This window comes from Brevundimonas sp. LM2, from assembly GCF_002002865.1.
Lineage (GTDB): Bacteria > Pseudomonadota > Alphaproteobacteria > Caulobacterales > Caulobacteraceae > Brevundimonas.
In genome coordinates this window covers 2,954,217-2,976,852 of record NZ_CP019508.1, presented here as the reverse complement: position 1 = coordinate 2,976,852, position 22,636 = coordinate 2,954,217, and the positions used below count along the sequence as shown (strand labels likewise).

Here is a 22,636-nt window from a genome sequence, read left to right as displayed (position 1 = left end):
CCCCTCACCCTTTCGCGCAAGACCGATCGCCTGCGGCTCTCGGGCGCTCAAGCCCTCTCCCGCCGGGAGAGGGGGCGTGTGCGGTGCGCCTTGCCGCCGCCACCCGGGCCCACACCACCGCCACCCCCGGGCTCGCGATCAGGGCCGCGCCGATCCCGTCCCACACCCCGTCCGCCAGCAGGGCCCCGATCAGGCCGGTGAGGACGAGGGCGGCCAGCAGCAGCGGCAGGGCGAAGATTGCGGCCAGGGACTGGCGGTGGGCCAGGGCGATCATGGGTGGGGCTCGCGCCGGGTGGGGGTGGGGGCGGGGCGGGACAGCTTGCGCTTGCCCAGCCACAGGTAGAGGCCCGAGAGCAGGATGACGATGGTGGCCAGGTCCAGCAGGGCCCAGACGATCTTCAGCGGCAGGCCGCCGTAGTCGCCGAAATGCAGGGGCTGGGACAGGCCCAGGGCCTTCACATACCAGGGCATGGGGGCGATGGCGGCCAGGTCGCCGGTGCGGACGTCGATCAGGGCCGGGGTGGTCAGGTGGGTCGTCAGCGGCGTGTCGCCGTGGAAGAAGACCGCATAGTGGTGGTCGGTGGTGTACTCCGTGCCCGGGAAGGCCACGAACTGCAGCTGCAGCCCCGGCAGGGCCTGGCGGGCGCGGGCGACGGCGGCGTCCAGCGAGGCGCGCTCGGACACGGCGACGGGGGCGGTGGTCTCGGCGGCGGCGGTCAGGCCGGCCAGGGCGTCGGCCTTCCACAGGGCCAGGATGGGCACGGCCAGGGTGTTGACCACGCCGGTCAGGCCGACGACGACGACCCAGGCGGCGGCCGTGATCCCCAGCAGATTGTGCCAGTCCAGCCAGCGGGTGCGGGCGGTCTTCTCCACCCGCAGCGTGCCGAACGGCAGGCGGCGCATGAAGGGAGCGTACAGGACCACGCCCGAGACGACGGCCACCAGAAACATCAGCCCCATCCCGCCGAGGAACAGCATGCCGCCCAGGCCCAGGAACAGGTCGGTGTGCAGCTGGAGCAGGAACTCCACGACCGGATGGCCGGCGACCAGGGGGGCGGGGTCGCCGCTGGTCTGGTCGATCGGCTGGAAATTGTACTGGCCGGCGGGGGCGTCGGGGGCGCGGCTGGTGACGTTCACCACCGGCCGGTCCTCGTCGAAGCTCATGAAGGCGGGGACGTCGCCGGGCTGGCGGGCCAGGGCGGTGGCGAGGACCTGGTCGAGGCTGAGCGGCTGGGCCTCGGGGGCGGAGGGCGCCCAGGGCGCGTCCAGCAGGACCTCGTTCAGCTCATGACTGAACACCAGCGGCAGGCCGGTGAGGCACAGCATCAGCAGGAACAGGGTCGAGACCAGGCTGGACCAGCGGTGGGTCCAGGACCAGGCGCGGATCGTGGCCGGGCTCACCCGCTCAGAACTCAGCGGAGATCGACAGCGACAGGGTACGGGGCGCGCCCAGGGTCAGGTAGTTGGCCCCTGGATAGCCGCCGACGGCGACCCACTGGTCCTCGTCGGCCAGGTTCTCGACCCGGGCGCGCAGGGTCAGGGGACGACCCGAGGCCTCGAACGCATAGCGGACGCCGGCGTCGAGGCGGGTCCAGCTGTCGAGATCGACGGTGTTAGCGGCGTCGACGGCCTGCTCGCCGGTGTAGACCAGGCGGCCCTCCAGGGTCAGGCCGGTCAGCTGGGGCAGGTCCCACTCGACATTGACGTTGCCCTGGACCTCGGGGGCGCCGATGGGGGCGCGGCCGTCGAGGGCGCCGTCGGCGGTCTGGGTCAGTTCGGCGTCGAGCAGGGTCCAGCCGCCGAGGACGCGCAGGCCGTCGCGCGGCTCGCCGAAGAAGGAGACCTCGAGGCCCTGGTTGCGCTGCTCGCCATTGGTGGCGAAGCGGCCGTTCTCGACGAAGGCCGAGGGCAGGGTGGTGCGGAACAGGCTGACCGAGCCACCGAAGCGTCCCAGGTCGTATTTCATCCCGACCTCGGCCTGTTCACCGCGGAAGGGCGACAGCACCTCGCCGGCATTGGTCACGGGGGTGCCGCCGGACACGGCCGGGGCGGTCTGGCCGGGGATCAGGGCCTCGGCATAGTTGGCGTAGAGGGAGATCCGTGCGGTCGGCTTGTAGACCACGGCGAAGGCGGGGGTGACGGCGTCGCCCTCGTAGGACGAGCCCAGGGCACCGGTGTTGTAGTCGTAGGTGCGGGTCTCGATCTCCTGATAGCGGGCCCCGGCGGTCAGCAGCAGGCGGCCGTCCAGCAGGGACATCATGTCGGCGATGGCGACGGACGAGGTCTCGACCCGTTCGGTGACGCTGGGGTCGTTCAGGTCGCCGCCGACGAAGAAGGTGGCGGCGGGCGGGGGGACGGCGACGGGGTTCGACAGGCTGGAGGCGAAGCCCGCGAAGTCGGAGAAGGCATAGGCGTTCTCGGACCGCGACCGGACCTGGGAGGCGGAGGCGACCAGCCGGTGGTCGACCGGGCCGGTGGTCAGTTCGGCGCGGACGCCGACGTCGCCGGACCAGACCGTGTCCTGGCGCGCATTGTCGAAGCGGTAGGCGCTGGTGGTGCCGTCGGGCTGAGCCGTGGGGTTGGCCAGGATGTTGTCCTCCTGGCCGCTGCGCCCGCCGAAGGCGGCCCAGGCGGTGACGCGGTCGGTCAGGTCCAGCTCGCCGCGGACGACGCCGAACAGCTGTTCCTCGTCGGTATAGGTCCAGGGCTGGGCGAAGTTGGTGGTGGCGTCGGGGGCGGCGGGGACGGCGCCGGTCGGGGTCACGGTCGGGCGCGGGGCATCGATGCGGTGATCCTGCCAGCCCAGGTCGGCCGAGAACCGGGCCCGGGCGCCGCGCCGGTCGAGGCCCAGGCCGACGACGTTCAGGGTGCGGGACTGGTCGTCGATCGCGCCCTCGCCGTCGCGGCGGGCAACGTTCAGGCGCAGGCCGGTGTCGCCATCGGTCCCGAAGCGGCGCGAGACGTCGGCGGCGGCGTAGCCCTCGCCCCCGCCTTCGAGGCCCAGGGTCAGGCGGGTCAGGGGCTCATTGCCGGCGCGCTTGGGCGTCAGGTTGAAGGCCCCGCCGACGCCGGATCCGCCGGGGGCCGCGCCGTTCAGGAAGGCGGTGGCCCCGTGGAAGACCTCGACCCGCTCCAGGAACTCGGCGGCCACGAACTGACGCGGCAGGATGCCGTACAGGCCGTTGTAGGTCATGTCGTCGGAGTACACGGGGAAGCCGCGGATGACGTACAGCTCCTGGAAATTGCCGAAGCCCTTGGAGACGCGGACGGCGGGGTCGTTCTGGAGCACGTCGCCGACGCTGCGGGCCTGCTGGTTGCGGGCGAGCTCCTCGGTATAGGCGGTGACGGCGAAGGGGGTGTCGAGCTGCGACAGGGATCCGAACAGGCCGACCCGGGCCCCGCGCGCGACCTGGCCCCCGGCATAGGGGGCGGCCAGCTGGACCTGCGATCCCGTGACGACCACCTCTTCCAGCCGGTCGGCGGCGGCGTCCTGGGCCAGGGCCGGGGCGGCGAGGGCGAACAGGGCGGTGGTCGAGAGGGCGAGGGCGCGGAGCATGGCGGGGAGACCTGAGAATGAGAACGCGTCGCAATAGAGGAAGCCTCGGCGTCTCGCAAGATGTCAGGGCGTCGCTTGGCAAAGGTCGGACATTTGACGCAGGATGGGGTGGGGGATGGCGGAGACCGTCCGCCCACAGGGAGGCCACCATGCTGTCGAGACCCCATCGCCGCGACCTGCTGATCGGCGGAACCGCCGCCGCCCTGGCCCTGCCCGGCGCTTCCGCGCTCGCGGGGAGCTTCCAGGACCGCAAGCTCGGCTATGCCATCGTGGGTCTGGGGCGGTATGCGGACGTCATCCTGCCCCGGTTCGCCGAGTGTCGGCACTCGCGCGTGACGGCCCTGGTCAGCGGCTCCATGGACAAGGCGCGACGCTATGCCGCCCAGTACGGCGTGCCCGAGACCGGCCTCTATGGCTACGACACCTTCGACACGATCCGGGACAATCCGGACGTCGACATCGTCTATGTGATCCTGCCCAACGGCATGCACCATGAGTACACCCTGCGGTCGGCGGCGGCGGGCAAGCATGTGATGTGCGAAAAGCCCATGGCCAATACGGCGGCGGAGGCCGAGTCCATGATCGCCGCCTGTCGCGCCGCCGGGCGCAAGCTGATGATCGGCTACCGCAGTCATTTCGAGGCGGCCAACCGCGAGGCGATGCGGATCGTGCGCGACGGGGAACTGGGCCGGGTCCGGATCGTCACGGCCGAGCACGGTTTCAACGCCGGCGACCCGACCCAGTGGCGGCTGAACAAGGCGCTGGCGGGCGGGGGCTCGCTGATGGACATCGGCATCTACAGCCTGCAGGCGGCCCGCTATCTGACCGGGGAGGAGCCGGCCTCGGTCACGGCGGTGGAGAGCACCGACCGGTCGGACGTGCGCTTCCGCGAGGTCGAGGACACGATCAACTTCCAGCTGACCTTCCCGTCGGGCGTGGTGGCCCACTGCGTCTCCACCTATGGCTCGAACCACAACCGCTACCGGGTGGTGGGGACCGAGGGCTGGCTGGATGCGGAACCGGCGACCGCCTACAACGGCAATCGGCTGCGGCTGCGGCGCGGGGGCGAGACCGTCGACCATGTCGCTCCGGCCCAGCCCAACAACCAGTTCTCGGCCCAGCTGGATCACCTGTCGCAGTGCGTGATGACGGACAGCCAGCCGATCGTGGCGGGCGAGGAGGGGCTGCGCGACATGCGGATCATCGAGGCGATCTATCAGGCCGCGCGCGAGGGGCGGACGGTCGCCCTCTGACCCGCCGGTGATCCCTGCCGCGGCTCAGTCCATCGGCTGGAAGACGCGCACATAGTCGACCTACATCGTCTGCGGGAAGGCCGCGTCGTCGATGCCTTCCGCCCCGCCCCAGTCGCCACCGACGGCGATGTTGAGGATCAGGCCGAACGGGCGGTCGAAGGGCCAGGTGGCCCGGTCGCCGGCCTTGTCGTTGTCGAAGCGGTGGTAGTCCACGTCGTCGATGGCGAAGACCACGGCGTCGGGTGTCCAGCGGACCTGATAGCGGTGGAAGGCCTCGCAGGCGTCCGGAACGGCGACCTCGGCCCCGCGCTGGGTCTGGGCGACGTGGTTGTAGGCCCCGGTGTGGACCGTGCCGTGGACGATGCCGGGCCGGTGACCGACGTGTTCCATGATGTCGATCTCGCCGTCCTGCGGCCAGGCGGTCATGTTTTCCCGCAGCATCCAGATGGCGGGCCAGGTGCCCCGGCCGCACGGGACCCGGGCGCGCACCTCGTACAGGCCATAGGTCCAGTGCTGGCGGCTGACCAGCCGGGCCGAGGTATAGGCCTGGCCGCCGCTGTCGGCCGCGTCGGGTTGCTCGTGCCGGGCCTCGATGATCAGGTGGCCGTCCTCGACCCGGGCGTTCCGCAGCCGATCGGCGGCATAGTACTGGGCCTCGTTGTTGTACCAGCCGGTGGCGTTGGCGTGGGTGTCGTAGGTCCAGCGCGCGGGATCGGGCAGGCCTGCGTATTCGAACTCGTCGGCCCAGGCCAGGCGGTAGCCGGCGGGCGGAGTCTGCGCCAGGGCGGGCGCGCTCGGGGCCGACAGGACCAGGACGGCCAGGGCCAGGCGCCCGGCGCGCGCGGCACCGTCATCCGTGAATGCGTGACGCGCGGGCATCTGCATCACCCCGCGAACACCACCTCGAACCCGCCCCACATCATGCGCTTGCCGTCGAACGGCATGTCCAGCTCCTTCCAGGCCGGGTCGGTCTCCATGGTGGCGAAACAGGCCTCGGCCGTGGCCTTGTCCGGCCATTTGATCCACGAGAAGACGACGGCCTCGCCGTCCTCCAGCTTCACCGCCAGGTCGAAGCCGGTCAGCTTGCCGGGCGGCACGTCGACGCCCCAGGTCTCGACCTGTTCCAGAGCGCCGTATTTCTGGAAGATCGGCCAGCTGACTTCGGCTGACTTGATGTAGCGATCCCTGTCGTCGGTCTTGACCGGGGTGAGGAAGCCGGAAACGTAAGTCATTTGTCCTCCTTCGGAGGCGCTACCGCTCGGCTCCCGGAGCCTCGCTGCTTGAGCGCCCGGTTGTTCGGGGCGCTACCGCTCGGCTCGAAAAGCCTGCCGCCTCAGCGCCCGGTGGTCGGGAGCGCCAAGGTGCGGCCGTCAGGCGAGGATGTCCAGCAGGCTGCCGACCATGTCGTCGGCGGTTCTCAAAACGGCGACGTTGGCCGAGACCGCCGTGGCGGCCATGGTCTGTTCGACCAGTTCGGCCCCGAGATTGTCCAGGGAGCCCGTCGCGGTGCGGATGGCGCTCTGTTCGAACCGGGCGGTGGCCGTGGCGATGCCGGAAGCGGCGATGGCGGAGGCGATCATCGGCTGATCCTCAGGTTCTCGATGGCCCCGGCGATGCGGTCGAAGGCCGCGCCGATGCCCGACGCGCTGGTGACTGGGAAATAGTGGTCGGCGTCGGTGGCGCAGCGCCGCAGCAGGGTCTGGGCCGTCCCATCCACCTGGACGGCCACGGTGTAGATCTCCAGCCCCTCCTTCTTCATGTTGCCGCACATGTCCTCGGTGCTGCCGAAGGGGTCTTCGGCGCCCCGGCTGACGTGGTCGAAGCGCTCGTCCATCTTCTGGCGGCGGGTCGTGTCGTTGCCGGAGACGATGCCCAGCCGGTTCTGCCAGATATAGCCCAGGCCGTTGTACATGCTGTCGTTGGGGGTGTTGGTGTCGCTCATGACGTTCGCGCCGTCGGTCATGATGATGATGATCTTCTTCAGCCGCTCGGTGCCATAGGGCCGTCCGTCGCCGAAGGGCGCGCGCGGCGACAGGGTGTGCCAGCCCCACATGGCGCCCAGGGGGACGTTGGTGTTGCCGGAGGCGACCATGTTCTTCACCGCCGTGCGCAGGGCCGTGTAGTCGTCGGTCAGCCGGATGATGGGTTGCAGGTCGCAGCCCATGTTCGGGCCGATCGACGTCGTCAGGGTCAGGCGGTGGCCGTTGGCGGCGTTGCGGGGCGTGCTTGAATAGCGCGCTGTGTTGCGGACCCGATCGAACCATTCCTTCTTGCGGGCCGCCGCGCCGGCCGTGGTGTTGGCGAAGGCCGGATTGGCGGTCGAGCCGCCGCGGCCGTCCTCAAGATAGTCGTTGCCCTCGGACGCATAGCCCTTCCACGTCGAGTCGTTGGGATAGTCCTTGTCCGGCTGGTCCGGGGCGAAATACGGCACGAACATCGTCGCCTTGGTCGCGCTGGTCGGGGCCGTGTCGCGGATGTCGTAGGGCTGGGGCCGGCTCTCGACGCAGCCACCCCAGGTGGTGTTCAACCAGCCAAACAGGTCGAAGCGCCCGGCGGCGTTGGCGTCGAACAGGCTGTAGGCGTTGGTCGAGCTGTTGTAGATGCCACCGCCCGTATGATCGACCGCATTGCTCATCCAGCTGGGCGGCGTGTTCGTGCCGCCCGGCAGCACCCGGACCGTCTGGGAAAAGGGCACCAGGGAGATCTTGATGGCGTCCGGCTCGATGGACCGGCCATCGGCCGCCTCCAGCCGATTGATCAGCGCGAGCGCCGCCGCCTTGGTGTTCACCAGCCGGTTCTGCTCGGACATCGACCCGGTGTTGTCGATCACCAGAGCGACTTCGATCCGGTTGTTCGAGCGCAACGCTTCGGAATGGGCCCTGACGGGGATCTGGTCGCCCAGCACCTGATCGTAGGGCGGCAGGATGATGTTGGCCACGAGGGCGTCGACGTTCACCGTCGTATCAGCGACGACCGCGCCCGTGGTCATGTCCAGGTGGAAGCTGGTGGCGTCGGTCAGCAGGGTGATGTCGCCGAACGCGGCCAGATTGGCCTGAAGCGCCGCCAGGCCGACGCGATTGATGTTGGGGTCGTCGGTGTACTGCGAGCGGGCGGCGGCCAGGGTGGCGGCGTCCAGGGCATCCTGCAGATTCATCCGCACCGTCGAGGCGCGATTGATGTCCACCCCGCCCAGGGTCATGAACACCATCGTCGGCAGGGCCATCGCGAAGATCAGGGCGACGTTGCCCCGGGAGTCGGCGGCGAAGCGTGCCGCGAAGGTCTGCAGGGCCTCGACTGTCCGTGTCACGCTACGCATGGTTACCCGCACTCTGGTCACGGGCCGACTGGGTCCGCGCGCGGACAGACTTACGAGTTAGCGATTAATGGAACGGTAGGGGCGAGAGTTAACGCACCGATATATAACAACATTATTTCAGATGACGCAGGCGGCCAGGCCCTCGTTTCGGACGGTGCGCGCGGCGGCCTGGATGCGGGACGCGCGCCGTCGGACATAGGGACCGGGGGTGCCGGCGTCGTAGCGGCGCGGGCTGGGAAGGATGGCGGCGAGCCGGGCCGCCTGACGCGGGCTGAGGTCGGCGGCCGAGGTCCCGAACCAGTGCCGGGCCGCCGCCTCGGCCCCATAGACGCCCGGCCCCATCTCGGCGACGTTAAGATAGACCTCCAGGATGCGGCGCTTGCCCCATCCGGTCTCGATCAGCACCGTATAGCCCGCCTCCAGTCCCTTGCGCACCCAGTCGCGGCCGGGCCAGAGGAAGACGTTCTTGGCGGTCTGCTGGCTGATGGTCGAGCCGCCCCGGATCCGGCGGCCGTTCTCGTTGTGCTTCAGCGCCTTTTCGATCGCCTCGAGGTCGAAGCCGCCGTGGCTGCAGAAGCGGGCGTCCTCGGCGGCGATGGCGGACACGACCAGGTGGGGCGAGATGTCCTCGAGCGGCGTCCAGCGATAGTCCAGGCCTTTGCCGGCCAAGGCCTGCTGCGCCATCAGGATGGTCACGGGAACCGGCAGGAACCGGTGGATCAGCACCCCGCCCAGGGGCAGCAGGGCCAGGATCAGCAGGGCGATCAGCCAGGGTCGGCCGCGACGGCGGCGACGGGGGGACGGCGACGGGGTCCGGGTGTCGGTCATGCCGGCAGATTCACGTCCCAAAGGAAAACCACAAGAAAGGCCCCCGCCGCGACGGTCAGAAGGACGACCACAGCCAGGCACCCGAAGGCCATGCGCGGGGTCTGGCCCCGCTCTTTTCGACCCCGCATTCCGGACCCCCGCTCATGGCCGACGATAGGCGGGGGCGGCGCGGCGTGTCGAGCGATCAGTCGATCGAGACCTCGGCGACGCCGGCGTTGCCGTCCTCGTCGGCCCAGGCGACGCGGGTGGCGTCGGGGCTGAGGGCCAGGGCGGCGATGGGGGAGCCCTTCTCGGCCTTGACGAAGTTCAACCCCTGACCGGCGGGGTCGGCGACCCAGACCCGGCCATCGGCCAGGCCCGCCGCCAGCCGGCCGTGCGCCGTGCGGGCGGAGATCAGGGTCACCTGGGTGGAATCGTCGAAGCCGATCTCGGACGCCTCGCGGCCCATCGGACCGTTGGCCCCGACGAAGGGCCACAGCACCGCCCCGTGCGCCCCGGACGAGGCCAGCAACGCCCCCTTGGACAGGAAGGCGAGGCTGCGGATCTTGGACGGATAGCCGCCCATGCGCAGGTTCTTGGAGTCCTTCAGCCGCCAGCCGTGCAGCTGCATGTCCTGCATGGTGGTGACGACGAAGGCCCCGTCGGGGGAGAAGGCCACGCCGGTGTGGGATCCGGCCCAGGTCAGCTTCGTCGGCTTCTGGTCGGCGATGCGCGCGAACCACAGACAGGCCCCGCCATAGGTCGAGGTGGCGACGCGGCGACCCTTGGGATCAAAGGCGACGCCCGAGACGGTGCGCTCATGCTGGAAGTCGCGGCGGAAGACGATGTCGGTGGCGTCGATCACCGACAGGGTCTTGCCGGAAGAGAAGGCGATCAGCTTGGTCACGCTCGAGGCGTCGATGGCGTCGATCCATTGCCCTTTCGCCGTGGCCAGGACCCCGGCCTCGCCCTTGCGGCTCCAGATCACCCGGCCGTCGTCGCCGCCGCTGACCAGGCCGTCGCCGGAGGGGTGGACGGTGGCGCACAGGATGGCCCCGTCATGGACGGCGTCGAACACCCCGTCCTCGAACCGGACCGAGCCGTCGCCCAGGGCGAAGACCGCGCCCGAGGAATCGAAATGCGCCGAGGTGACCTGGGCGTCGAAGGCGAAGGTGGTCACGCCGCGCAGGCTTCGAAACCGGCCTTCAGCGCCGCCTCGTCGAGGTCGCGGCCGATGAAGACGGCGCGGCTCCAGCGGCGTTCGGTGGGGCCCCATTCGCGCTGCAGGTCACCCTCCAGGATCATGTGCACGGCCTGGAAGACCAGGCGGCGGTCCTCGCCCTGCACGTCGATGATGCCCTTGGCGCGCAGGATGTTCTGGCCCTGCTGCCCCAGCAGCTGGTCCAGCCACTGGGTGAATTTCACACCGTTCATCGGCCGGTCCAGCGACAGGGAGATGCCCTTGATGTCGTCGGCATGGCTATGCCCGCGCGGACCGTCGGCGGGCGTCGAAACACCGTCCGACCCGTCCGACCCGTTCGGGGTGTGCGCATGGTCGTGCCCGTGATCGGCATGATCGTGGTCATGATCGTGCGCGGAGTGATCGTGGCCGCAGTGTTCGTCGTGGACGTGGCCGGCCTCGCCGTGGGCGGGTCGGGCGACGAACTGCGGATGCAGATCGAGGATGCGCTCCAGGTCGAAGCCGTGCAGGCCCAGCACCTGGTCGAGCGGGACATTGGCCCGCTCGGCGCGCAGGATGGGGGCCAGGGGGTTGAGGGCGCGCAGCCGGGCCTCGACCGCGAACAGCTCCTCCGGCGTGGCCAGGTCGACCTTGTTCAGGATGATGCGGTCGGCGAAGGCGACCTGTTCGCGGGCCTCCCTGGAGTCGTCCAGCCGGGCCATCACATGGTGGGCGTCGACCAGGGCGGTGACGCTGTCCAGCGTCGTCTTGGCCTTGACGTCGTCGTCGACGAAGAAGGTCTGGGCCACGGGGCCGGGGTCGGCCAGGCCCGTGGTCTCGACGATGATGGCGTCGAAGGCGGGCTGACCGGGTTTCTGGCGCTTCATCAGACCGGCGACGACGCGGATCAGGTCGCCGCGCACGGTGCAGCAGACGCAGCCGTTGTTCATCTCGAACACGTCCTCATCAGCCCCGACCACCAGGTCGTTGTCGATGCCGATCTCGCCGAACTCGTTGACGATGACGGCGTAGCGCTTGCCGTGGTCCTCGGTCAGGATCCGGTTCAACAGGGTGGTCTTGCCGGCGCCGAGATAGCCGGTGAGGACGGTGACGGGGATTTTCGTATCGGTCATGGGCGCTAGATGGCGGCTCTGGCTGCGAAGGGGAAGGGGTTCGGGCTCAGCCCTTCCCCCATTCTTCATGGGGGAAAGCCGTCCGTCGTCGAGCGGAGCGAGACCAGGACGGATGGGGGAACTTTTCTGTCGAGGGTAAGTAAGCAAGACAAGACTTCCCCCATCGGCCCTGGATCGCTGCGCGATCGACGGGCCGCTTTCCCCCGCAAGCGGGGGAAGGGCGGAGCGGGCACGCCACGACCGGGCTTGCGTCCGAACGGACGATAGGCTCGTTAGGGTCATATGACGCTGATCGAGATTGCCCGCCTGCTGGGCCTGAACCTGGTGCTGATCGTGGCCGTGATGCTGGGGCTGTGGACCCTGGCCCTGCGGCTGAAGGACGTCAGCTTCATCGACGGGGTCTGGCCGCTCGGGATGCTGTTCCTGGCCCTGGTCACCTTCCCCCGGACTGACGGCGATCCGGTGCGCCAGGGGCTGCTGCTGTGGCTGTGCGGGGTCTGGGCGGTCCGGCTGGGCTGGCATCTGCTGCATCGGTGGCGCGGGCATGGGGCCGACGGCCGCTATACGGAGATCGTCGAGACCCAGGAGCGCGAGCACGGCTGGAGCTTCGGCAAGACGGCGCTGCTGTTCGTCTTCCTGCCTCAGGGGGTGCTGGCCTGGCTGACCTGCCTGCCGGTGCAACTGGGCCAGGTGTCGCCGGTGCCGCCGATGGGGGCGATCGGCTGGATCGGGGCGATCGTCGTGGTGGTCGGCATCGGCTTCGAGAGCATCGGCGACGCCCAGCTGGCGGCCTTCCGCAAGGATCCGGCCAACAAGGGGAAGGTCCTCGACACCGGCCTGTGGCGCTATACGCGGCATCCGAACTATTTCGGCGACGCCTGCGTCTGGTGGGGGCTGTGGCTGATCGCGGCCGAGACGGGCTGGATCGGCATCGCCTCGATCGTGGGCCCGGTGTTCCTGACCTTCACCCTGACGAAATGGTCGGGGATCGGCATCACCGAAAAATCCACGGCGAAGACCAAGCCGCAGTATGCGGACTATATCCGCCGGACCAGCGCCTTCATCCCCCTGCCGCCGAGGAAATAGACACCGGCCTGCGGGGCCGGGGCGCCTGGCGGCGCAGGGACGGACGTGGACGTCCGCGCTCCAAACGAAAACCCCCGCCGCTTGCGCGACGGGGGTTCGGTCGTCTCAAAAAGCGCGAGGCTTACTGAGCGGGAGCCATGGCACCCTCGGCCGGGGCCATAGCGCCGGCAGGGGGGGTTGTCGAAGGCGTGTTCTCGGTGGTCAGGCCACCGTCGGCGTTGCCGGCTTGCTGCTCGATGGCGTCAGCCTGCTTGTTCAGCGCGGTTTCCGCGGCTTCGTTGTCGGTGTTGCCGGCCTGTTCTTCCAGGGCGTCGGCTTGTTTTTCGGCGACGTCGTCGGCGGGCGACTGGCAAGCGGCCAGGCCGGCGAAGGCGGCGACGGCGATCGAGGCAATCATCAGTTTACGCATGGGGTCTTCCTCCATTGTGGAGACAGGCAAACGCCACGCTTCCAATCGGGTTCACGCCGACGTGATAAAAAAACGCGATCCCGTTACCCGGCCTCGGCGAAGGCTACCCGCGCGGCGCCGAGCAACGCGGCGTGCTTGTGGGTGATCACCCAGGTCGGGATGTCCGTCATATAGTCCTTGAACCGGCCCTTGCGCTCGAAGCGCTGGCGGAAGGGGCTGGCCTTTAGGAAAGGCAGGATGCGCGGGGCGATGCCGCCGGCGATATAGACCCCGCCGCGCGCCCCGGTGGTCAGGGCGATGTCGCCCGCGACCGCCCCCAGGATGGCGCAGAACCGGGCCAGGGTGGCCCCGCACGGGCTGTCCGGGTCGGCCAGGGCGGTGGTGGTGATCTCGGCCGGATCCTCGATATGGGTCTGGCGCCCGTCGATCCGCGCCAGGGCGCGGTGCATGTTCAGCAGGCCCGGTCCGCAGATCAGCCGCTCGATGGACACGCGGTCGTAGCGTTCGCGCAGGATGCGCAGGATCTGGTCCTCGACCGTGTCGCCGGGCGGGAAACAGGCGTGGCCGCCCTCGGACGGCATGGCCATCTCCTGGCCGTGGGCGTCGCGGACCAGGGCCGAGACGCCGAAGCCGGTGCCGGGCCCCAGGACGGCGATGGTCGCGTGCGGATCGCCCGCCTCAGGCCCGCCCAGCCGTTCCAGGTTCTCGGCCGGGATGACGGGGGCGCCCCAGGCCAGGGCCTCGAAATCGTTGATCAGCTTGACCGGGTTCAGGCCCAGGGTCTGGAGTTCGGCCTCCGACACCCGCCAGGGCGAGTTGGTCAGGTCGATGGTGCCGTCCTCGACCGGACCGGCCACGGCGATGACGCCGCCGGTCGGCTTGACCTCGCAGCCGTCGATGAAGGCCTTCACCCCGCCCAGGAAGGTCGGATACTGGTCGGCCGGGAAGCTTTCATGATGCTCCAGCACCGGCTTGCCGTCGACCATATGGGCGATGGCGAAGCGGGCATTGGTGCCGCCGACGTCGCCGACGAGGAGGGTCTTGCCGTTGCTCATGCGTCGTCCCTCGGAGCGCGGACCTCTAGGTCCGCCCTGTGGTGAAAGCCGTCAGCGGACCTTGAGGTCCGCGGTCCGTTGAAGCGGCTCATGCGTCGATTTCCCGGTCCTGGACATTGGCGTCCGCGACGTCGCGGATCTCTGGTTGCTGGTGCGTCGGCTCGGCCACGAAACAGACCGAGGCCCCCTGTTCGGCCGAGGAGACGACGGCGCGGAAGGCCCCGAACAGCTCGCGGCCATAGCCCCAGCTCTGGACGGCGGCGGGGCGGGCCCGGTCGCGTGTCGACAGGTCGGCGGCGACGGTCAGGACCCCGGCCTCGGCGTCCAGGCGGACGATGTCGCCGTCGTGGACGAAGGCCAGAGGCCCGCCTTCCAGCGCCTCGGGCGTGACATGGATGGCGGCGGGGGTCTTGCCCGAGGCCCCCGACATGCGGCCGTCGGTGACCAGGGCGATGGGGACGCCCCGGTCCTGCAGGATGCCCATCAGGGGCGACAGGGAATGAAGTTCGGGCATGCCGTTGGCCTTGGGGCCCTGGAACCGCAGGACGATGACGCCGCCGGTGTCCAGCTCGCCGCGCTGGAAGGCGGCCAGCACCTCTTCCTGGGCATCGAACACCCGGGCGGGGCCCTCGACGATCCGGTGCTGCGGCTTCACGGCCGAGATCTTGATGACCGCGCGGCCGAGATTGCCCTGGACTAGGCGCAGGCCGCCCTCGGTGTCGAACGGGTCGGCGGCGGGGCGCAGGATGTCGCGGTCGAGGCTTTCGCTGACGCCGTCCTTCCACACCAGGGTGCCGTCGATCATCGCCGGTTCCTGGAAATAATGGTGGATGCCCCGGCCCATGATCGTCGTCACGTCCGAATGGATATGGCCGGCCTGCGCCAGCTCGCGAGCGACGAAGGCCACGCCGCCGGCGGCCTGGAAGGCGTTCACATCGGCCGAGCCGTTGGGATAGACCCGGGCCAGCAGCGGCGTCACCGACGACAGCTGGTCCAGATCGGTCCAGTCGATCAGCACCCCCGCCGCCCGGGCCATGGCCACGAGGTGGATGGCGTGGTTGGTCGATCCGCCGGTGGCCAGCAGGGCCACGATCATGTTGACGATGGATTTTTCGTCGATGACGTCGGCCATGCGGCATTCGCCCGACTGGGCCAGTTCGACCGCCCGTTGCGCCGCCGCCGCCGTCAGGGCGTCGCGCAGGCCGGTCTCCGGATGGACGAAGGCGGTGGAGGGCATGTGCAGTCCGCCCAACTCCATCATCATCTGGTTGGAGTTGGCGGTGCCGTAGAAGGTGCAGGTGCCGGGCGAGTGGTAGCTGCCGATCTCGCTGGCCAGCAGGTCGGCGCGGTCGACCTTGCCTTGCGCGTACTCGGCGCGGACGCGGGCCTTCTCGGCATTGGGGATGCCGCTGGGCATGGGGCCGGCGGGGGCGAAGACGACGGGCAGGTGGCCGAAGGCCAGGGCCCCCATGAACAGGCCGGGCACGATCTTGTCGCAGACGCCCAGCATCATGGCGGCGTCGAAGGCGTCGTGGGTCAGGGCGACGCCGACCGACATGGCGATGACGTCGCGGCTGAACAGGCTCAGCTCCATGCCCGGGCGGCCCTGGGTGACGCCGTCGCACATGGCGGGGGTGCCGCCGGCGACCTGGGCCGTGGCCCCCACCTGGCGCACCGCCTCGCGGATCACCGCGGGGAAGCGTTCGAACGGCTGATGCGCCGACAGCATGTCGTTGTAGGCGGTGACGATGCCGACGTTGGGGGTCTTGCCCGTCATGGCGGTCAGTTTGTCGGCCACGGTCTGGCCGGCGAAGGCGTGGGCCCAGTTGGCGCAGCTGAGCTTGGCCCGGCCGATGCCGCTGTCGCGCGCGGCGTCCATGCGGCGCAGGTAGTCGGCGCGGGTCGCCTTCGACCGTTCGACGATGCGGGCGGTGACCTCGGCCACGACCGGGTGCAGCGGGGGGGTGTGCAGGGCCATCACGCGGCCTCCGTCCAGACGACTTCCAGGGGAACCTTGGCCGCGATCATCGCCGCGATCGGCTGCACGGCCGGGTCGCCGGCGGCCTCGCGCTCGAACACCGCCCGCTTGGCCGCGCCCTTCAGGCCCAGGATCACCCGCCCGGCCGACATCAGATAGGGCAGGGTGATGGAGATCCGCTCCAGGGTCGGGGCCGCCCCGTCGCGGCCGTGCGGCACGCCGAGGACATTGGGTTTCAGGGTGGGGGTCAGCAGGGTCTTCAGCGTCGGACTGGCCGGGAACATCGAGCAGATATGGCCATCCTCCCCCATCCCCAGCAGCACGGCGTCGAAGCGGCCGCCGGCCTCGGCCAGGGCGCGGGCCGCCACGGCCGCCGCCCGGTCTACCGTAACCTCGGCATGATACAGGGGGATGAACCGCGCCGCCGCCGCCGGGCCTTGCAGCAGGGTGTTGCGGATCAGCCGGGCGTTGGACTCGGGATCGGTCTCGGGGACATAGCGCTCGTCGACCAGGGTGACGGCGATCCGGTCCCAGCCGACGTCGGCCCGGGCCAGGCGTTCATAGACGGGCGCGGGGGTCGAACCGCCGGGGCCGGCGAACAGGGCCCGGCCGTTGTCGATGACCGCGGCGCCGAGGGTTTCCTCGAGGCGACCGGCGATCGTCGCGGCCCAGGTGTCCAGGGTGGGGAAGGTTTCGAGTTCGGTCATGCGTATCGTCCTTCCCCCGCTTGCGGGGGAACGCGGTCCGTCTTCGAGCGAAGCGAGAACAGGACCGATGGGGGAATTTGATCTGGGGCGGAAGCAAGCAAGACGGCCCCCATCGGCCCTCGATCGCTCCGCGATCGACGGGCCGCTTTCCCCCGCGAAGGGCGGGGGAAGGGCTTCTGCGAAAGCTCAATCATCCTGCGTGTTCCAGTCCCGGCCCGTGCGGACCATCAGCATGTCGGCCGCGTCGGGGCCCCAGGCGCCGGCGCGATAGGGCTGGGGTTTGACGTGGCCGTCGACCCAGGCCTGGGACACGCCGTCGACCCATTCCCAGGCGCGCTCGGCCTCGTCGCGGCGGACGAACAGGGTGGAGTCGCCGTTCAGCGCGTCGAGCAGCAGCCGCTCATAGGCGATGCGGCGGCGCGGCGGGGCGTCGCCCTTGCCGCCGACGCCCCACGACAGGCTCATCTTGATGGGCTGCAGCTGCATGCGCTGGTCCAGGCCGGGCCGCTTGTTCATGACCGTGAGGCTGATGTCTTCCTCGGGCTGCAGCTCGATGATCATGCGGTTGGCCGAGTCCTCGTCGCGCGCGTCCTGGCCGAAGATGGAGTGGGGCACGGGCTTGAACTGGATGACGATCTCGGTGCGCTTCTCGGGCAGGCGCTTGCCGGTGCGCAGGAAGAAGGGCACGCCGGCCCAGCGCCAGTTGTCGATGTCGACCCGCAGGGCGACGAAGGTCTCGGTGTCGGAGTCCGCCCCGCGTTCCTCGTCATAGCCGGGGACGCGTTTGCCGTCGACGGTGCCGGACACGTACTGGCCCCGCACCGTGGTCCGCTCGGCGTCCTCGGCGGTGATCGGGCGCAGCGAGCGGATCACCTTGACCTTCTCGTTGCGCACCGAGTCCGGGTCGAGGTCGCTGGGCGGCTCCATGGCGACCAGGCACAGCAGCTGCAGCATGTGGTTCTGCAGCATGTCGCGCAGGGCGCCGTATTCGTCATAGTAGGGCCAGCGGTCGCCGACCCCGACGGTCTCGCCCACCGTGATCTGGACGTGGTCGATCGACAGGTTGTTCCACAGCGGTTCGAAGATCACGTTGCCGAAGCGCAGGGCGATCAGGTTCTGGACCGTCTCCTTGCCCAGATAGTGGTCGATGCGGAACACCTGCTGTTCCGAGAAGGCGTCGGCCACGGCGTCGTCGATGGCGCGGAAGCTCTCCAGATCGCGACCGACCGGCTTTTCCAGCACGACGCGGTCCTCCGGCTCGGCCAGGCCGGCGGCGCGCATGGCGGTGACGATCCTCGCGTACAGGGAGGGCGAGACGGCCAGGAAGCTGGTGCAGGGGCCGGTGCCGACCTTGTCCTTCAGCGGCTTCAGGCTTTCGGCCGAGGTGGCGTCGACGGCGAGGTAGTCCAGCCGCGCCTCCAGCCGGGCCCAGGCTTCGTCGGACCAGGCGTCATCGGCCCTGGCCTTGCCCTCGACCGCGGCGCGGACCTTGGCGATATATTCGGGGGCGGCTTCCTCGGAGCGGGCCGCGCCGATGATCTTCAGGCCGTCGGGCAGCAGGCCATCATGCTCGAGGAAATAGAGCGAGGGCAGCAGCATGCGCATGGCCAGATCGCCGCCGCCACCGAACAGCACCAGAGCCGTCATGCCCGCTCCTCAAGTTCCGCGAGGGCCGGGCCCCCAAAGTCAGTCCGCGTGTGTGGCCGGTAGCGCGCGCGAGGCCAACACGTCCAGCACGTCCTGAAACGACATTTGACGCGCCCGTAACAGAACCAGCAGGTGATAGACCAGATCGGCGGCTTCGGAGGCCACTTCTTCGTCGGGTCCGGCGGCCCCGGCCAGCGCCGTCTCCACCCCTTCCTCGCCGACCTTCTGGGCCACGCGCTTGGGGCCCTCGGCCAGCAGGCGGGCGGTCCAGCTGGTGGCCGGGTCGGCGGCGGCGCGTTCGGCGATGGTCTGCTCCAGGCGGGCGATCCGGCCGAGGCCCGGCGCGTCCTCGGCCCCGAAACAGCTGGTGGTGCCCAGGTGGCAGGCCGGACCCATGGGCCGAACGGCCAGGACCAGGGAATCGTTGTCGCAGTCCGGGGTGATCGAGACGACTTTCAGCCGGTTACCGCTGGTCTCGCCCTTGCGCCATCGCCCGCCGCGCGAGCGCGAGAAGAAGGTGGCCTCTCCGGACTCGATCGTCTCGTCGAGGGCGGCGCGATCCATATAGGCCAGGGTCAGGACCTGCAGGGTGTCGGCGTCCTGCACCACGGCCGGGATCAGGCCGCCGCCCTTGGCGAAGTCGAGAGTGGTGGGGTCGATCATCGGCGTGTCCTGCTCCCTTCCCCTGGAGGGGGAAGGGCCGGGGATGGGGTGAAGGCAGTGCGTTGAAGGTGAGGCTTCGACACACCGAACAAGACGGGGTCTCGGTGGGAGATCGGAGGCGGGGTGCCTCCACCCCATCCCAACCCTTCCCCCTCGAGGGGAAGGGCTATCACTGCCTCACCTCAACACCCGCCCCGGCCAGGAAGGCCTTGAGGTCGGGGACAGTGATGGCGCCCGAGTGGAACACGCTGGCGGCCAGGGCGCCGGAGACGTTGGCGCGGTCGAAGACGTCGAGGAAATGCGACTTCGACCCCGCCCCGCCCGAGGCGATCAGGGGGATGGTCAGGCGGCTGCGGGCGTCGGACAGCTGGGCGGTGTCATAGCCCTGGCGCACCCCGTCCTGGTCGATGCAGTTCAGCACGATCTCGCCCGCGCCCCGCTCCTGGGCCTCGACGATCCAGTCCATGGTGCGGCGGCCGGCCAGGCGGCGGCTGTCGGGATCGCCGGTGTATTTGTGCACGACGTATTCGCCGTCCTCGCGCCGGGAATCGACGCCGACCACGACGCACTGGCTGCCCAGTCGCTCGGCCATCTCGGTGATCAGTTCGGGCCGCTCGAGGGCGGGGGAGTTGATCGAGACCTTGTCGGCCCCGTTGTCGAGGCAGGCCGCGGCCTGGTCCACGGTGCGGATGCCGCCGGCGACGCAGAAGGGGATGTCCAGCGACCGGGCGATGTCGCGCACCCAGCCATAGTCCAGCGTCCGGCCCTCGGGGCTGGCGGTGATGTCGTAGAAGACCAGTTCGTCGGCCCCGGCGTCGCGATAGCGCGCGGCCAGTTCGCCGGCGTCGCCCATGTCGACATGGCCCTCGAACCGCACGCCCTTGACGACCCGGCCGTCCTTCACGTCCAGGCAGGGGATGATACGGCGCGCGGTCATTGGACGGCCTCTATCGCCTCGCGCGCCGTGAAGCGACCTTCGTAGATGGCGCGGCCGACGATGGCGCCGTCGCAGCCGACGGCAGCGGCCGCCTTCAGGTCCTCCAACGAGGACACCCCGCCCGAGGCCTGCACCTTCAGCTCGGGACGGCGGCGCAGGACCTCGGCCAGCAGCTCGAGGTTCGGTCCCGTCAGAGCCCCGTCGCGGCTGACGTCGGTGATCAGGACATGCTTCAGCGTCCCCACCGGATAGCGGTCCAGCGCGGTCCACAGGTCCAGCCCCGCCGACTCGGTCCAGCCCTTCAGCGAAGGCGTGGGCACGCCGTCGTCGCCGACGCGCACGTCGAACGCCAGGACCAGGCAGTCCGGGCTGAACCGCTCCAGCCAGTGGGCGACCAGGATCGGGTTGGTGACGGCCAGGGAGCCGATGACGACGCGGTCGACGCCGCTGGCCAGCAGGCGCTCGACGTCCTCGACCGCGCGCACGCCGCCGCCCGACTGGATCTTGACGTCGAGGCTGGAGGCCAGGTCGCCGATCAGGTCGTGCTGGACCGCGCGTCCGGCCTCGGCCCCGTCCAGATCGACGATATGGACCCAGGTCGCGCCCTCGGCCACGAAGGCGGCCAGGCGGGTGGCCGGGACGGTATCGTATTCGGTGACCTGGTCGAAACGGCCGTGCATCAGGCGCACGCAGACGCCGTGGCGCAGGTCGATGGCGGGATAGACGATCATGCGGGCAGCTCGAGAAAGTTTTGGAGGATCCGCGCGCCCGCCGCGGCCGACCGCTCCGGGTGGAACTGGCAGCCCCAGCGGTTGCCGGTCCGCACCATGGCCGGGACCTGGGCCCCATAGTCGGCGCAGGCGATGGTCGCCTCGGTGTCCGGGCAGACGTAGGAGTGGACGAAATAGGCGTACTCGCCCTCGACCACGCCCTGCAGGATGGGGTCGTCGGACAGGGTGTTGAGCTGCGACCAGCCCATATGCGGCACCGGCAGGTCGTCGCGCACCGGCATGCGCGTCACCCGGCCGGGGATGAAGCCCAGCATGGTGGCCCCGCCGTTCTCCTCGCTCTCGGCGAACAGGAGCTGCTGGCCCAGGCACAGGCCCAGCAGGGGGCGTTCGAAGCCCTTGATGACCTCGGTCAGGCCCAGGGCCGCCATCCGCTCCATGGCATAGCCGGCCGCGCCGACGCCCGGCAGGACCAGACGTTCGGCCTCGGCGATGATCGTGGGGTCGGCGGTGACGACGACGTCGGCCCCCAGGCGCTCGAGCGCGAACTGGACCGAGGCGGTGTTCCCCGCGCCCAGGTGGACGATGGCGGTATGGGTCAAAGAACCCCCTTGGTGCTCGGGACCGCGTCGCCCTCGACCCGGATGGCCTGGCGCAGAGCGCGGCCGAAGCCCTTGTAGGCGGCCTCGGTCTTGTGGTGGTCGTCGTCGCCGGTGACGGTGATGTGGATCGCGGCCCCCAGGTGCTCGGCCAGGGAGCGGAACACGTGGGCCGTCAGGTCGGTGCGGTACTCGCCGATGAAGGGGGTCGCGAACGTGCCCTCGAACACCGGATACGGTCGCCCTGACAGGTCAATGGCGACATTGGCCTGGGCCTCGTCCATGGCCAGGACGAAGCCGTAGCGCTGGATGCCGCGCCGCTCGCCCAGCGCCTGTTTCAGCGCCTGGCCCAGGGCGATGGCGCTGTCCTCGATGGTGTGGTGCGGATCGGTGTGCAGGTCGCCCTCGCACTGCAGCCGCAGCGAGAAGCCGCCGTGGGTCGCGACCTGTTCCAGCATGTGGTCGAAGAAGCCGACTCCGGTCTCGATCTTGATCGGGCCGGTCGCGTCCAGGTCGACGGCGCAGACGATGCGGGTCTCCTTGGTGTCGCGCACAGCCTGGCCGATGCGGTGGGCGCGGGCGTTCGAGGGCGCGAGGCCGAGGGCGCTCAGCAGCCGATCGTTGACCTCGGCCCGGATCGAGACCGGCAGGCGGACCCGGTCGCCCGAGCGGTCGGCGGCGACGCCGTATTTCGCCAGCTCGGACAGGGTGGTGTCGATGTCGGAGGGGCGGGCCATCAGGATCGGGCCGACGCCGGCCTCGACCACCATGACCCGACCGATCTCGCGGACCAGCCGCTCGCGCTCGCGGCGGACGGCGGCGATGCGCTCGGCGGTCTCGATCATGCGCGAGGGGTCGAGCGCCTGGATGGCCAGCCGGACCAGGGGCTCGGGCAGGGCATAGGGTTCGACCACCTCGACCAGGCGGGCCAGGGTCGCGGGCTGACCCAGGGCGGCGCCGACGCGGGCCCCGGCCAGGCCATAGGCCAGCGACAGGCTGCGCAGGACGACCAGATTGGCGTGGTCGCCGATCAGGGTCGCGGCCGAGGTCCCGTCGGCGAACTCGATCAGGCCCTCGTCGATGACCAGCAGGGCCGGGGCGACGCGTTCGGCCATCTCGGCGATGGCCTCGGGCGAGCCGAGGGCGCGGATGATGACGGCCGCGCGGTCACCTTCGCCGGCGCGGTACAGCCGGGCGAGGCCGGTATAGGGCTCGGCCTCGGGGGCCTCGACCGAGCGGCCGTCGCGGGCGGCGAGGCGGAAGACCAGCTCCAGCCCATGGGTCAGGCCGCGCACCGGCAGGACCTGATCGGCGGCGACGCCATAGATCTGGGCCATGCGGGTCTGCAGGGCGGCGGGCGCGGCGGGGTAGGCGTCGAGGCCGTCGGCGCCGGCGACGAGGGGCGGGTAGGGGGCGGGGAGGGTCATGGATACATAGCCCTTCCCCCGCTTGCGGGGGAAAGCGGTCCGTCTTCGAGCAAAGCGAGAACAGGACCGATGGGGGAATTTGATCTGCGGCGGAAGTAAGCAAGACTGCCCCCATCGGCCCTGGATCGCTGCGCGATCGACGGGCCGCTTTCCCC

22 protein-coding genes are annotated in these 22,636 nt (G+C 70.0%); 2 read left to right on the top strand and 20 right to left on the bottom strand.

Features of this window, described 5'->3' with window-relative positions; all coding sequences use genetic code 11:
• Window positions 1–4: 4 nt before the first annotated feature.
• The 3 genes from BZG35_RS14750 to BZG35_RS14740 are packed head-to-tail and all read right to left on the bottom strand — an operon-like array spanning window position 5 to window position 3,556.
• Window positions 5–274 (bottom strand): hypothetical protein, encoded by a 270-nt coding sequence (locus BZG35_RS14750; protein ID WP_077356716.1) that lies wholly within the window; start codon window positions 272–274, stop codon window positions 5–7.
• On the bottom strand, window positions 271–1,401 hold the full coding sequence (locus BZG35_RS14745; protein WP_077356714.1) for a PepSY domain-containing protein: 1,131 nt from the start codon (window positions 1,399–1,401) through the stop codon (window positions 271–273). The genes BZG35_RS14750 and BZG35_RS14745 overlap by 4 nt, the downstream gene beginning before the upstream one ends.
• 4 nt (window positions 1,402–1,405) lie before the next feature.
• Window positions 1,406–3,556, bottom strand: a complete 2,151-nt coding sequence (locus BZG35_RS14740; protein ID WP_077356711.1) for a TonB-dependent siderophore receptor — start codon at window positions 3,554–3,556, stop codon at window positions 1,406–1,408.
• Between the two features lie 149 nt (window positions 3,557–3,705).
• Between BZG35_RS14740 and BZG35_RS14735 the strand changes: the two genes are divergently transcribed.
• Window positions 3,706–4,809, top strand: a complete 1,104-nt coding sequence (locus BZG35_RS14735) for a Gfo/Idh/MocA family protein (protein WP_077356709.1) — start codon at window positions 3,706–3,708, stop codon at window positions 4,807–4,809.
• A gap of 60 nt (window positions 4,810–4,869) precedes the next feature.
• Here the strand turns inward: BZG35_RS14735 and BZG35_RS14730 are convergent, their stop codons facing one another.
• The 7 genes from BZG35_RS14730 to BZG35_RS14700 all read right to left on the bottom strand — a co-directional run bounded on the left by BZG35_RS14730 (window position 4,870) and on the right by BZG35_RS14700 (window position 11,245).
• A complete protein-coding gene (locus BZG35_RS14730; RefSeq protein WP_077358181.1) occupies window positions 4,870–5,688 on the bottom strand; it encodes a family 16 glycosylhydrolase in 819 nt (272 codons plus the stop codon).
• A 5-nt stretch (window positions 5,689–5,693) separates the two neighbouring features.
• Window positions 5,694–6,041 carry a DUF1428 domain-containing protein gene (locus tag BZG35_RS14725; protein WP_077356707.1) on the bottom strand — a complete coding sequence of 116 codons (348 nt, stop codon included), beginning with the start codon at window positions 6,039–6,041 and terminating at the stop codon, window positions 5,694–5,696.
• Window positions 6,042–6,179: 138 nt separating this feature from the next.
• On the bottom strand, window positions 6,180–6,389 hold the full coding sequence (locus BZG35_RS14720; RefSeq protein WP_077356705.1) for a hypothetical protein: 210 nt from the start codon (window positions 6,387–6,389) through the stop codon (window positions 6,180–6,182).
• Window positions 6,386–8,125 carry a VWA domain-containing protein gene (locus tag BZG35_RS14715; protein WP_077356702.1) on the bottom strand — a complete coding sequence of 580 codons (1,740 nt, stop codon included), beginning with the start codon at window positions 8,123–8,125 and terminating at the stop codon, window positions 6,386–6,388. Before BZG35_RS14715 ends, BZG35_RS14720 begins: the two co-directional genes overlap by 4 nt.
• 117 nt (window positions 8,126–8,242) lie before the next feature.
• Window positions 8,243–8,953, bottom strand: a complete 711-nt coding sequence (gene mtgA, locus BZG35_RS14710) for a monofunctional biosynthetic peptidoglycan transglycosylase (protein ID WP_077356700.1) — start codon at window positions 8,951–8,953, stop codon at window positions 8,243–8,245.
• Between the two features lie 184 nt (window positions 8,954–9,137).
• Window positions 9,138–10,112 carry a WD40 repeat domain-containing protein gene (locus BZG35_RS14705; protein WP_077356698.1) on the bottom strand — a complete coding sequence of 325 codons (975 nt, stop codon included), beginning with the start codon at window positions 10,110–10,112 and terminating at the stop codon, window positions 9,138–9,140.
• Window positions 10,109–11,245, bottom strand: coding sequence for a GTP-binding protein (locus tag BZG35_RS14700; RefSeq protein ID WP_077356696.1), 1,137 nt, complete (start codon window positions 11,243–11,245; stop codon window positions 10,109–10,111). The genes BZG35_RS14705 and BZG35_RS14700 overlap by 4 nt, the downstream gene beginning before the upstream one ends.
• A gap of 282 nt (window positions 11,246–11,527) precedes the next feature.
• On the opposite strand from BZG35_RS14700, the gene BZG35_RS14695 reads away from it, so the two are divergent.
• Window positions 11,528–12,331, top strand: a complete 804-nt coding sequence (locus BZG35_RS14695) for a DUF1295 domain-containing protein (protein WP_077356694.1) — start codon at window positions 11,528–11,530, stop codon at window positions 12,329–12,331.
• A 121-nt stretch (window positions 12,332–12,452) separates the two neighbouring features.
• Here the strand turns inward: BZG35_RS14695 and BZG35_RS14690 are convergent, their stop codons facing one another.
• The 10 genes from BZG35_RS14690 to hisB all read right to left on the bottom strand — a co-directional run bounded on the left by BZG35_RS14690 (window position 12,453) and on the right by hisB (window position 22,481).
• A complete protein-coding gene (locus BZG35_RS14690) occupies window positions 12,453–12,740 on the bottom strand; it encodes a hypothetical protein (RefSeq protein ID WP_077358180.1) in 288 nt (95 codons plus the stop codon).
• Between the two features lie 83 nt (window positions 12,741–12,823).
• Complete coding sequence (gene glk / locus BZG35_RS14685) at window positions 12,824–13,795, bottom strand: glucokinase (RefSeq protein ID WP_077356692.1); 972 nt, start codon at window positions 13,793–13,795, stop codon at window positions 12,824–12,826.
• Between the two features lie 88 nt (window positions 13,796–13,883).
• Window positions 13,884–15,773 carry a phosphogluconate dehydratase gene (gene edd / locus BZG35_RS14680; protein WP_077356691.1) on the bottom strand — a complete coding sequence of 630 codons (1,890 nt, stop codon included), beginning with the start codon at window positions 15,771–15,773 and terminating at the stop codon, window positions 13,884–13,886.
• Complete coding sequence (gene pgl / locus BZG35_RS14675) at window positions 15,773–16,480, bottom strand: 6-phosphogluconolactonase (protein WP_077356688.1); 708 nt, start codon at window positions 16,478–16,480, stop codon at window positions 15,773–15,775. Before pgl ends, edd begins: the two co-directional genes overlap by 1 nt.
• Before the next feature lie 186 nt (window positions 16,481–16,666).
• On the bottom strand, window positions 16,667–18,127 hold the full coding sequence (zwf, locus tag BZG35_RS14670; protein ID WP_077356686.1) for a glucose-6-phosphate dehydrogenase: 1,461 nt from the start codon (window positions 18,125–18,127) through the stop codon (window positions 16,667–16,669).
• 39 nt (window positions 18,128–18,166) lie between these two features.
• Window positions 18,167–18,790: a bifunctional phosphoribosyl-AMP cyclohydrolase/phosphoribosyl-ATP diphosphatase HisIE gene (gene hisIE, locus BZG35_RS14665; protein WP_077356684.1), complete on the bottom strand. Its 624-nt coding sequence runs from the start codon at window positions 18,788–18,790 to the stop codon at window positions 18,167–18,169.
• Between the two features lie 169 nt (window positions 18,791–18,959).
• Window positions 18,960–19,727: an imidazole glycerol phosphate synthase subunit HisF gene (gene hisF / locus BZG35_RS14660; protein ID WP_077356682.1), complete on the bottom strand. Its 768-nt coding sequence runs from the start codon at window positions 19,725–19,727 to the stop codon at window positions 18,960–18,962.
• Window positions 19,724–20,458, bottom strand: coding sequence for a 1-(5-phosphoribosyl)-5-[(5-phosphoribosylamino)methylideneamino]imidazole-4-carboxamide isomerase (hisA, locus tag BZG35_RS14655; RefSeq protein ID WP_077356680.1), 735 nt, complete (start codon window positions 20,456–20,458; stop codon window positions 19,724–19,726). The genes hisF and hisA overlap by 4 nt, the downstream gene beginning before the upstream one ends.
• Window positions 20,455–21,057: an imidazole glycerol phosphate synthase subunit HisH gene (gene hisH / locus BZG35_RS14650; RefSeq protein ID WP_077356678.1), complete on the bottom strand. Its 603-nt coding sequence runs from the start codon at window positions 21,055–21,057 to the stop codon at window positions 20,455–20,457. The genes hisA and hisH overlap by 4 nt, the downstream gene beginning before the upstream one ends.
• Window positions 21,054–22,481, bottom strand: coding sequence for an imidazoleglycerol-phosphate dehydratase HisB (gene hisB / locus BZG35_RS14645; protein WP_077356676.1), 1,428 nt, complete (start codon window positions 22,479–22,481; stop codon window positions 21,054–21,056). Before hisB ends, hisH begins: the two co-directional genes overlap by 4 nt.
• Window positions 22,482–22,636 lie beyond the last annotated feature (155 nt).

Coding starts and splice junctions, on each gene's coding strand:
- BZG35_RS14720 (WP_077356705.1), bottom strand. CDS start 6,389: ATGATCGCCTCCGCCATCGCCGCTTCCGGCATCGCCACGGCCACCGCC.
- BZG35_RS14690 (WP_077358180.1), bottom strand. CDS start 12,740: ATGCGTAAACTGATGATTGCCTCGATCGCCGTCGCCGCCTTCGCCGGC.
- BZG35_RS14750 (WP_077356716.1), bottom strand. CDS start 274: ATGATCGCCCTGGCCCACCGCCAGTCCCTGGCCGCAATCTTCGCCCTG.
- BZG35_RS14725 (WP_077356707.1), bottom strand. CDS start 6,041: ATGACTTACGTTTCCGGCTTCCTCACCCCGGTCAAGACCGACGACAGG.
- BZG35_RS14695 (WP_077356694.1), top strand. CDS start 11,528: ATGACGCTGATCGAGATTGCCCGCCTGCTGGGCCTGAACCTGGTGCTG.
- BZG35_RS14735 (WP_077356709.1), top strand. CDS start 3,706: ATGCTGTCGAGACCCCATCGCCGCGACCTGCTGATCGGCGGAACCGCC.
- BZG35_RS14700 (WP_077356696.1), bottom strand. CDS start 11,245: ATGACCGATACGAAAATCCCCGTCACCGTCCTCACCGGCTATCTCGGC.
- hisF (WP_077356682.1), bottom strand. CDS start 19,727: ATGACCGCGCGCCGTATCATCCCCTGCCTGGACGTGAAGGACGGCCGG.
- pgl (WP_077356688.1), bottom strand. CDS start 16,480: ATGACCGAACTCGAAACCTTCCCCACCCTGGACACCTGGGCCGCGACG.
- edd (WP_077356691.1), bottom strand. CDS start 15,773: ATGGCCCTGCACACCCCCCCGCTGCACCCGGTCGTGGCCGAGGTCACC.
- zwf (WP_077356686.1), bottom strand. CDS start 18,127: ATGACGGCTCTGGTGCTGTTCGGTGGCGGCGGCGATCTGGCCATGCGC.
- glk (WP_077356692.1), bottom strand. CDS start 13,795: ATGAGCAACGGCAAGACCCTCCTCGTCGGCGACGTCGGCGGCACCAAT.
- mtgA (WP_077356700.1), bottom strand. CDS start 8,953: ATGACCGACACCCGGACCCCGTCGCCGTCCCCCCGTCGCCGCCGTCGC.
- hisIE (WP_077356684.1), bottom strand. CDS start 18,790: ATGATCGACCCCACCACTCTCGACTTCGCCAAGGGCGGCGGCCTGATC.
- BZG35_RS14730 (WP_077358181.1), bottom strand. CDS start 5,688: ATGCCCGCGCGTCACGCATTCACGGATGACGGTGCCGCGCGCGCCGGG.
- hisB (WP_077356676.1), bottom strand. CDS start 22,481: ATGACCCTCCCCGCCCCCTACCCGCCCCTCGTCGCCGGCGCCGACGGC.
- BZG35_RS14715 (WP_077356702.1), bottom strand. CDS start 8,125: ATGCGTAGCGTGACACGGACAGTCGAGGCCCTGCAGACCTTCGCGGCA.
- hisA (WP_077356680.1), bottom strand. CDS start 20,458: ATGATCGTCTATCCCGCCATCGACCTGCGCCACGGCGTCTGCGTGCGC.
- BZG35_RS14740 (WP_077356711.1), bottom strand. CDS start 3,556: ATGCTCCGCGCCCTCGCCCTCTCGACCACCGCCCTGTTCGCCCTCGCC.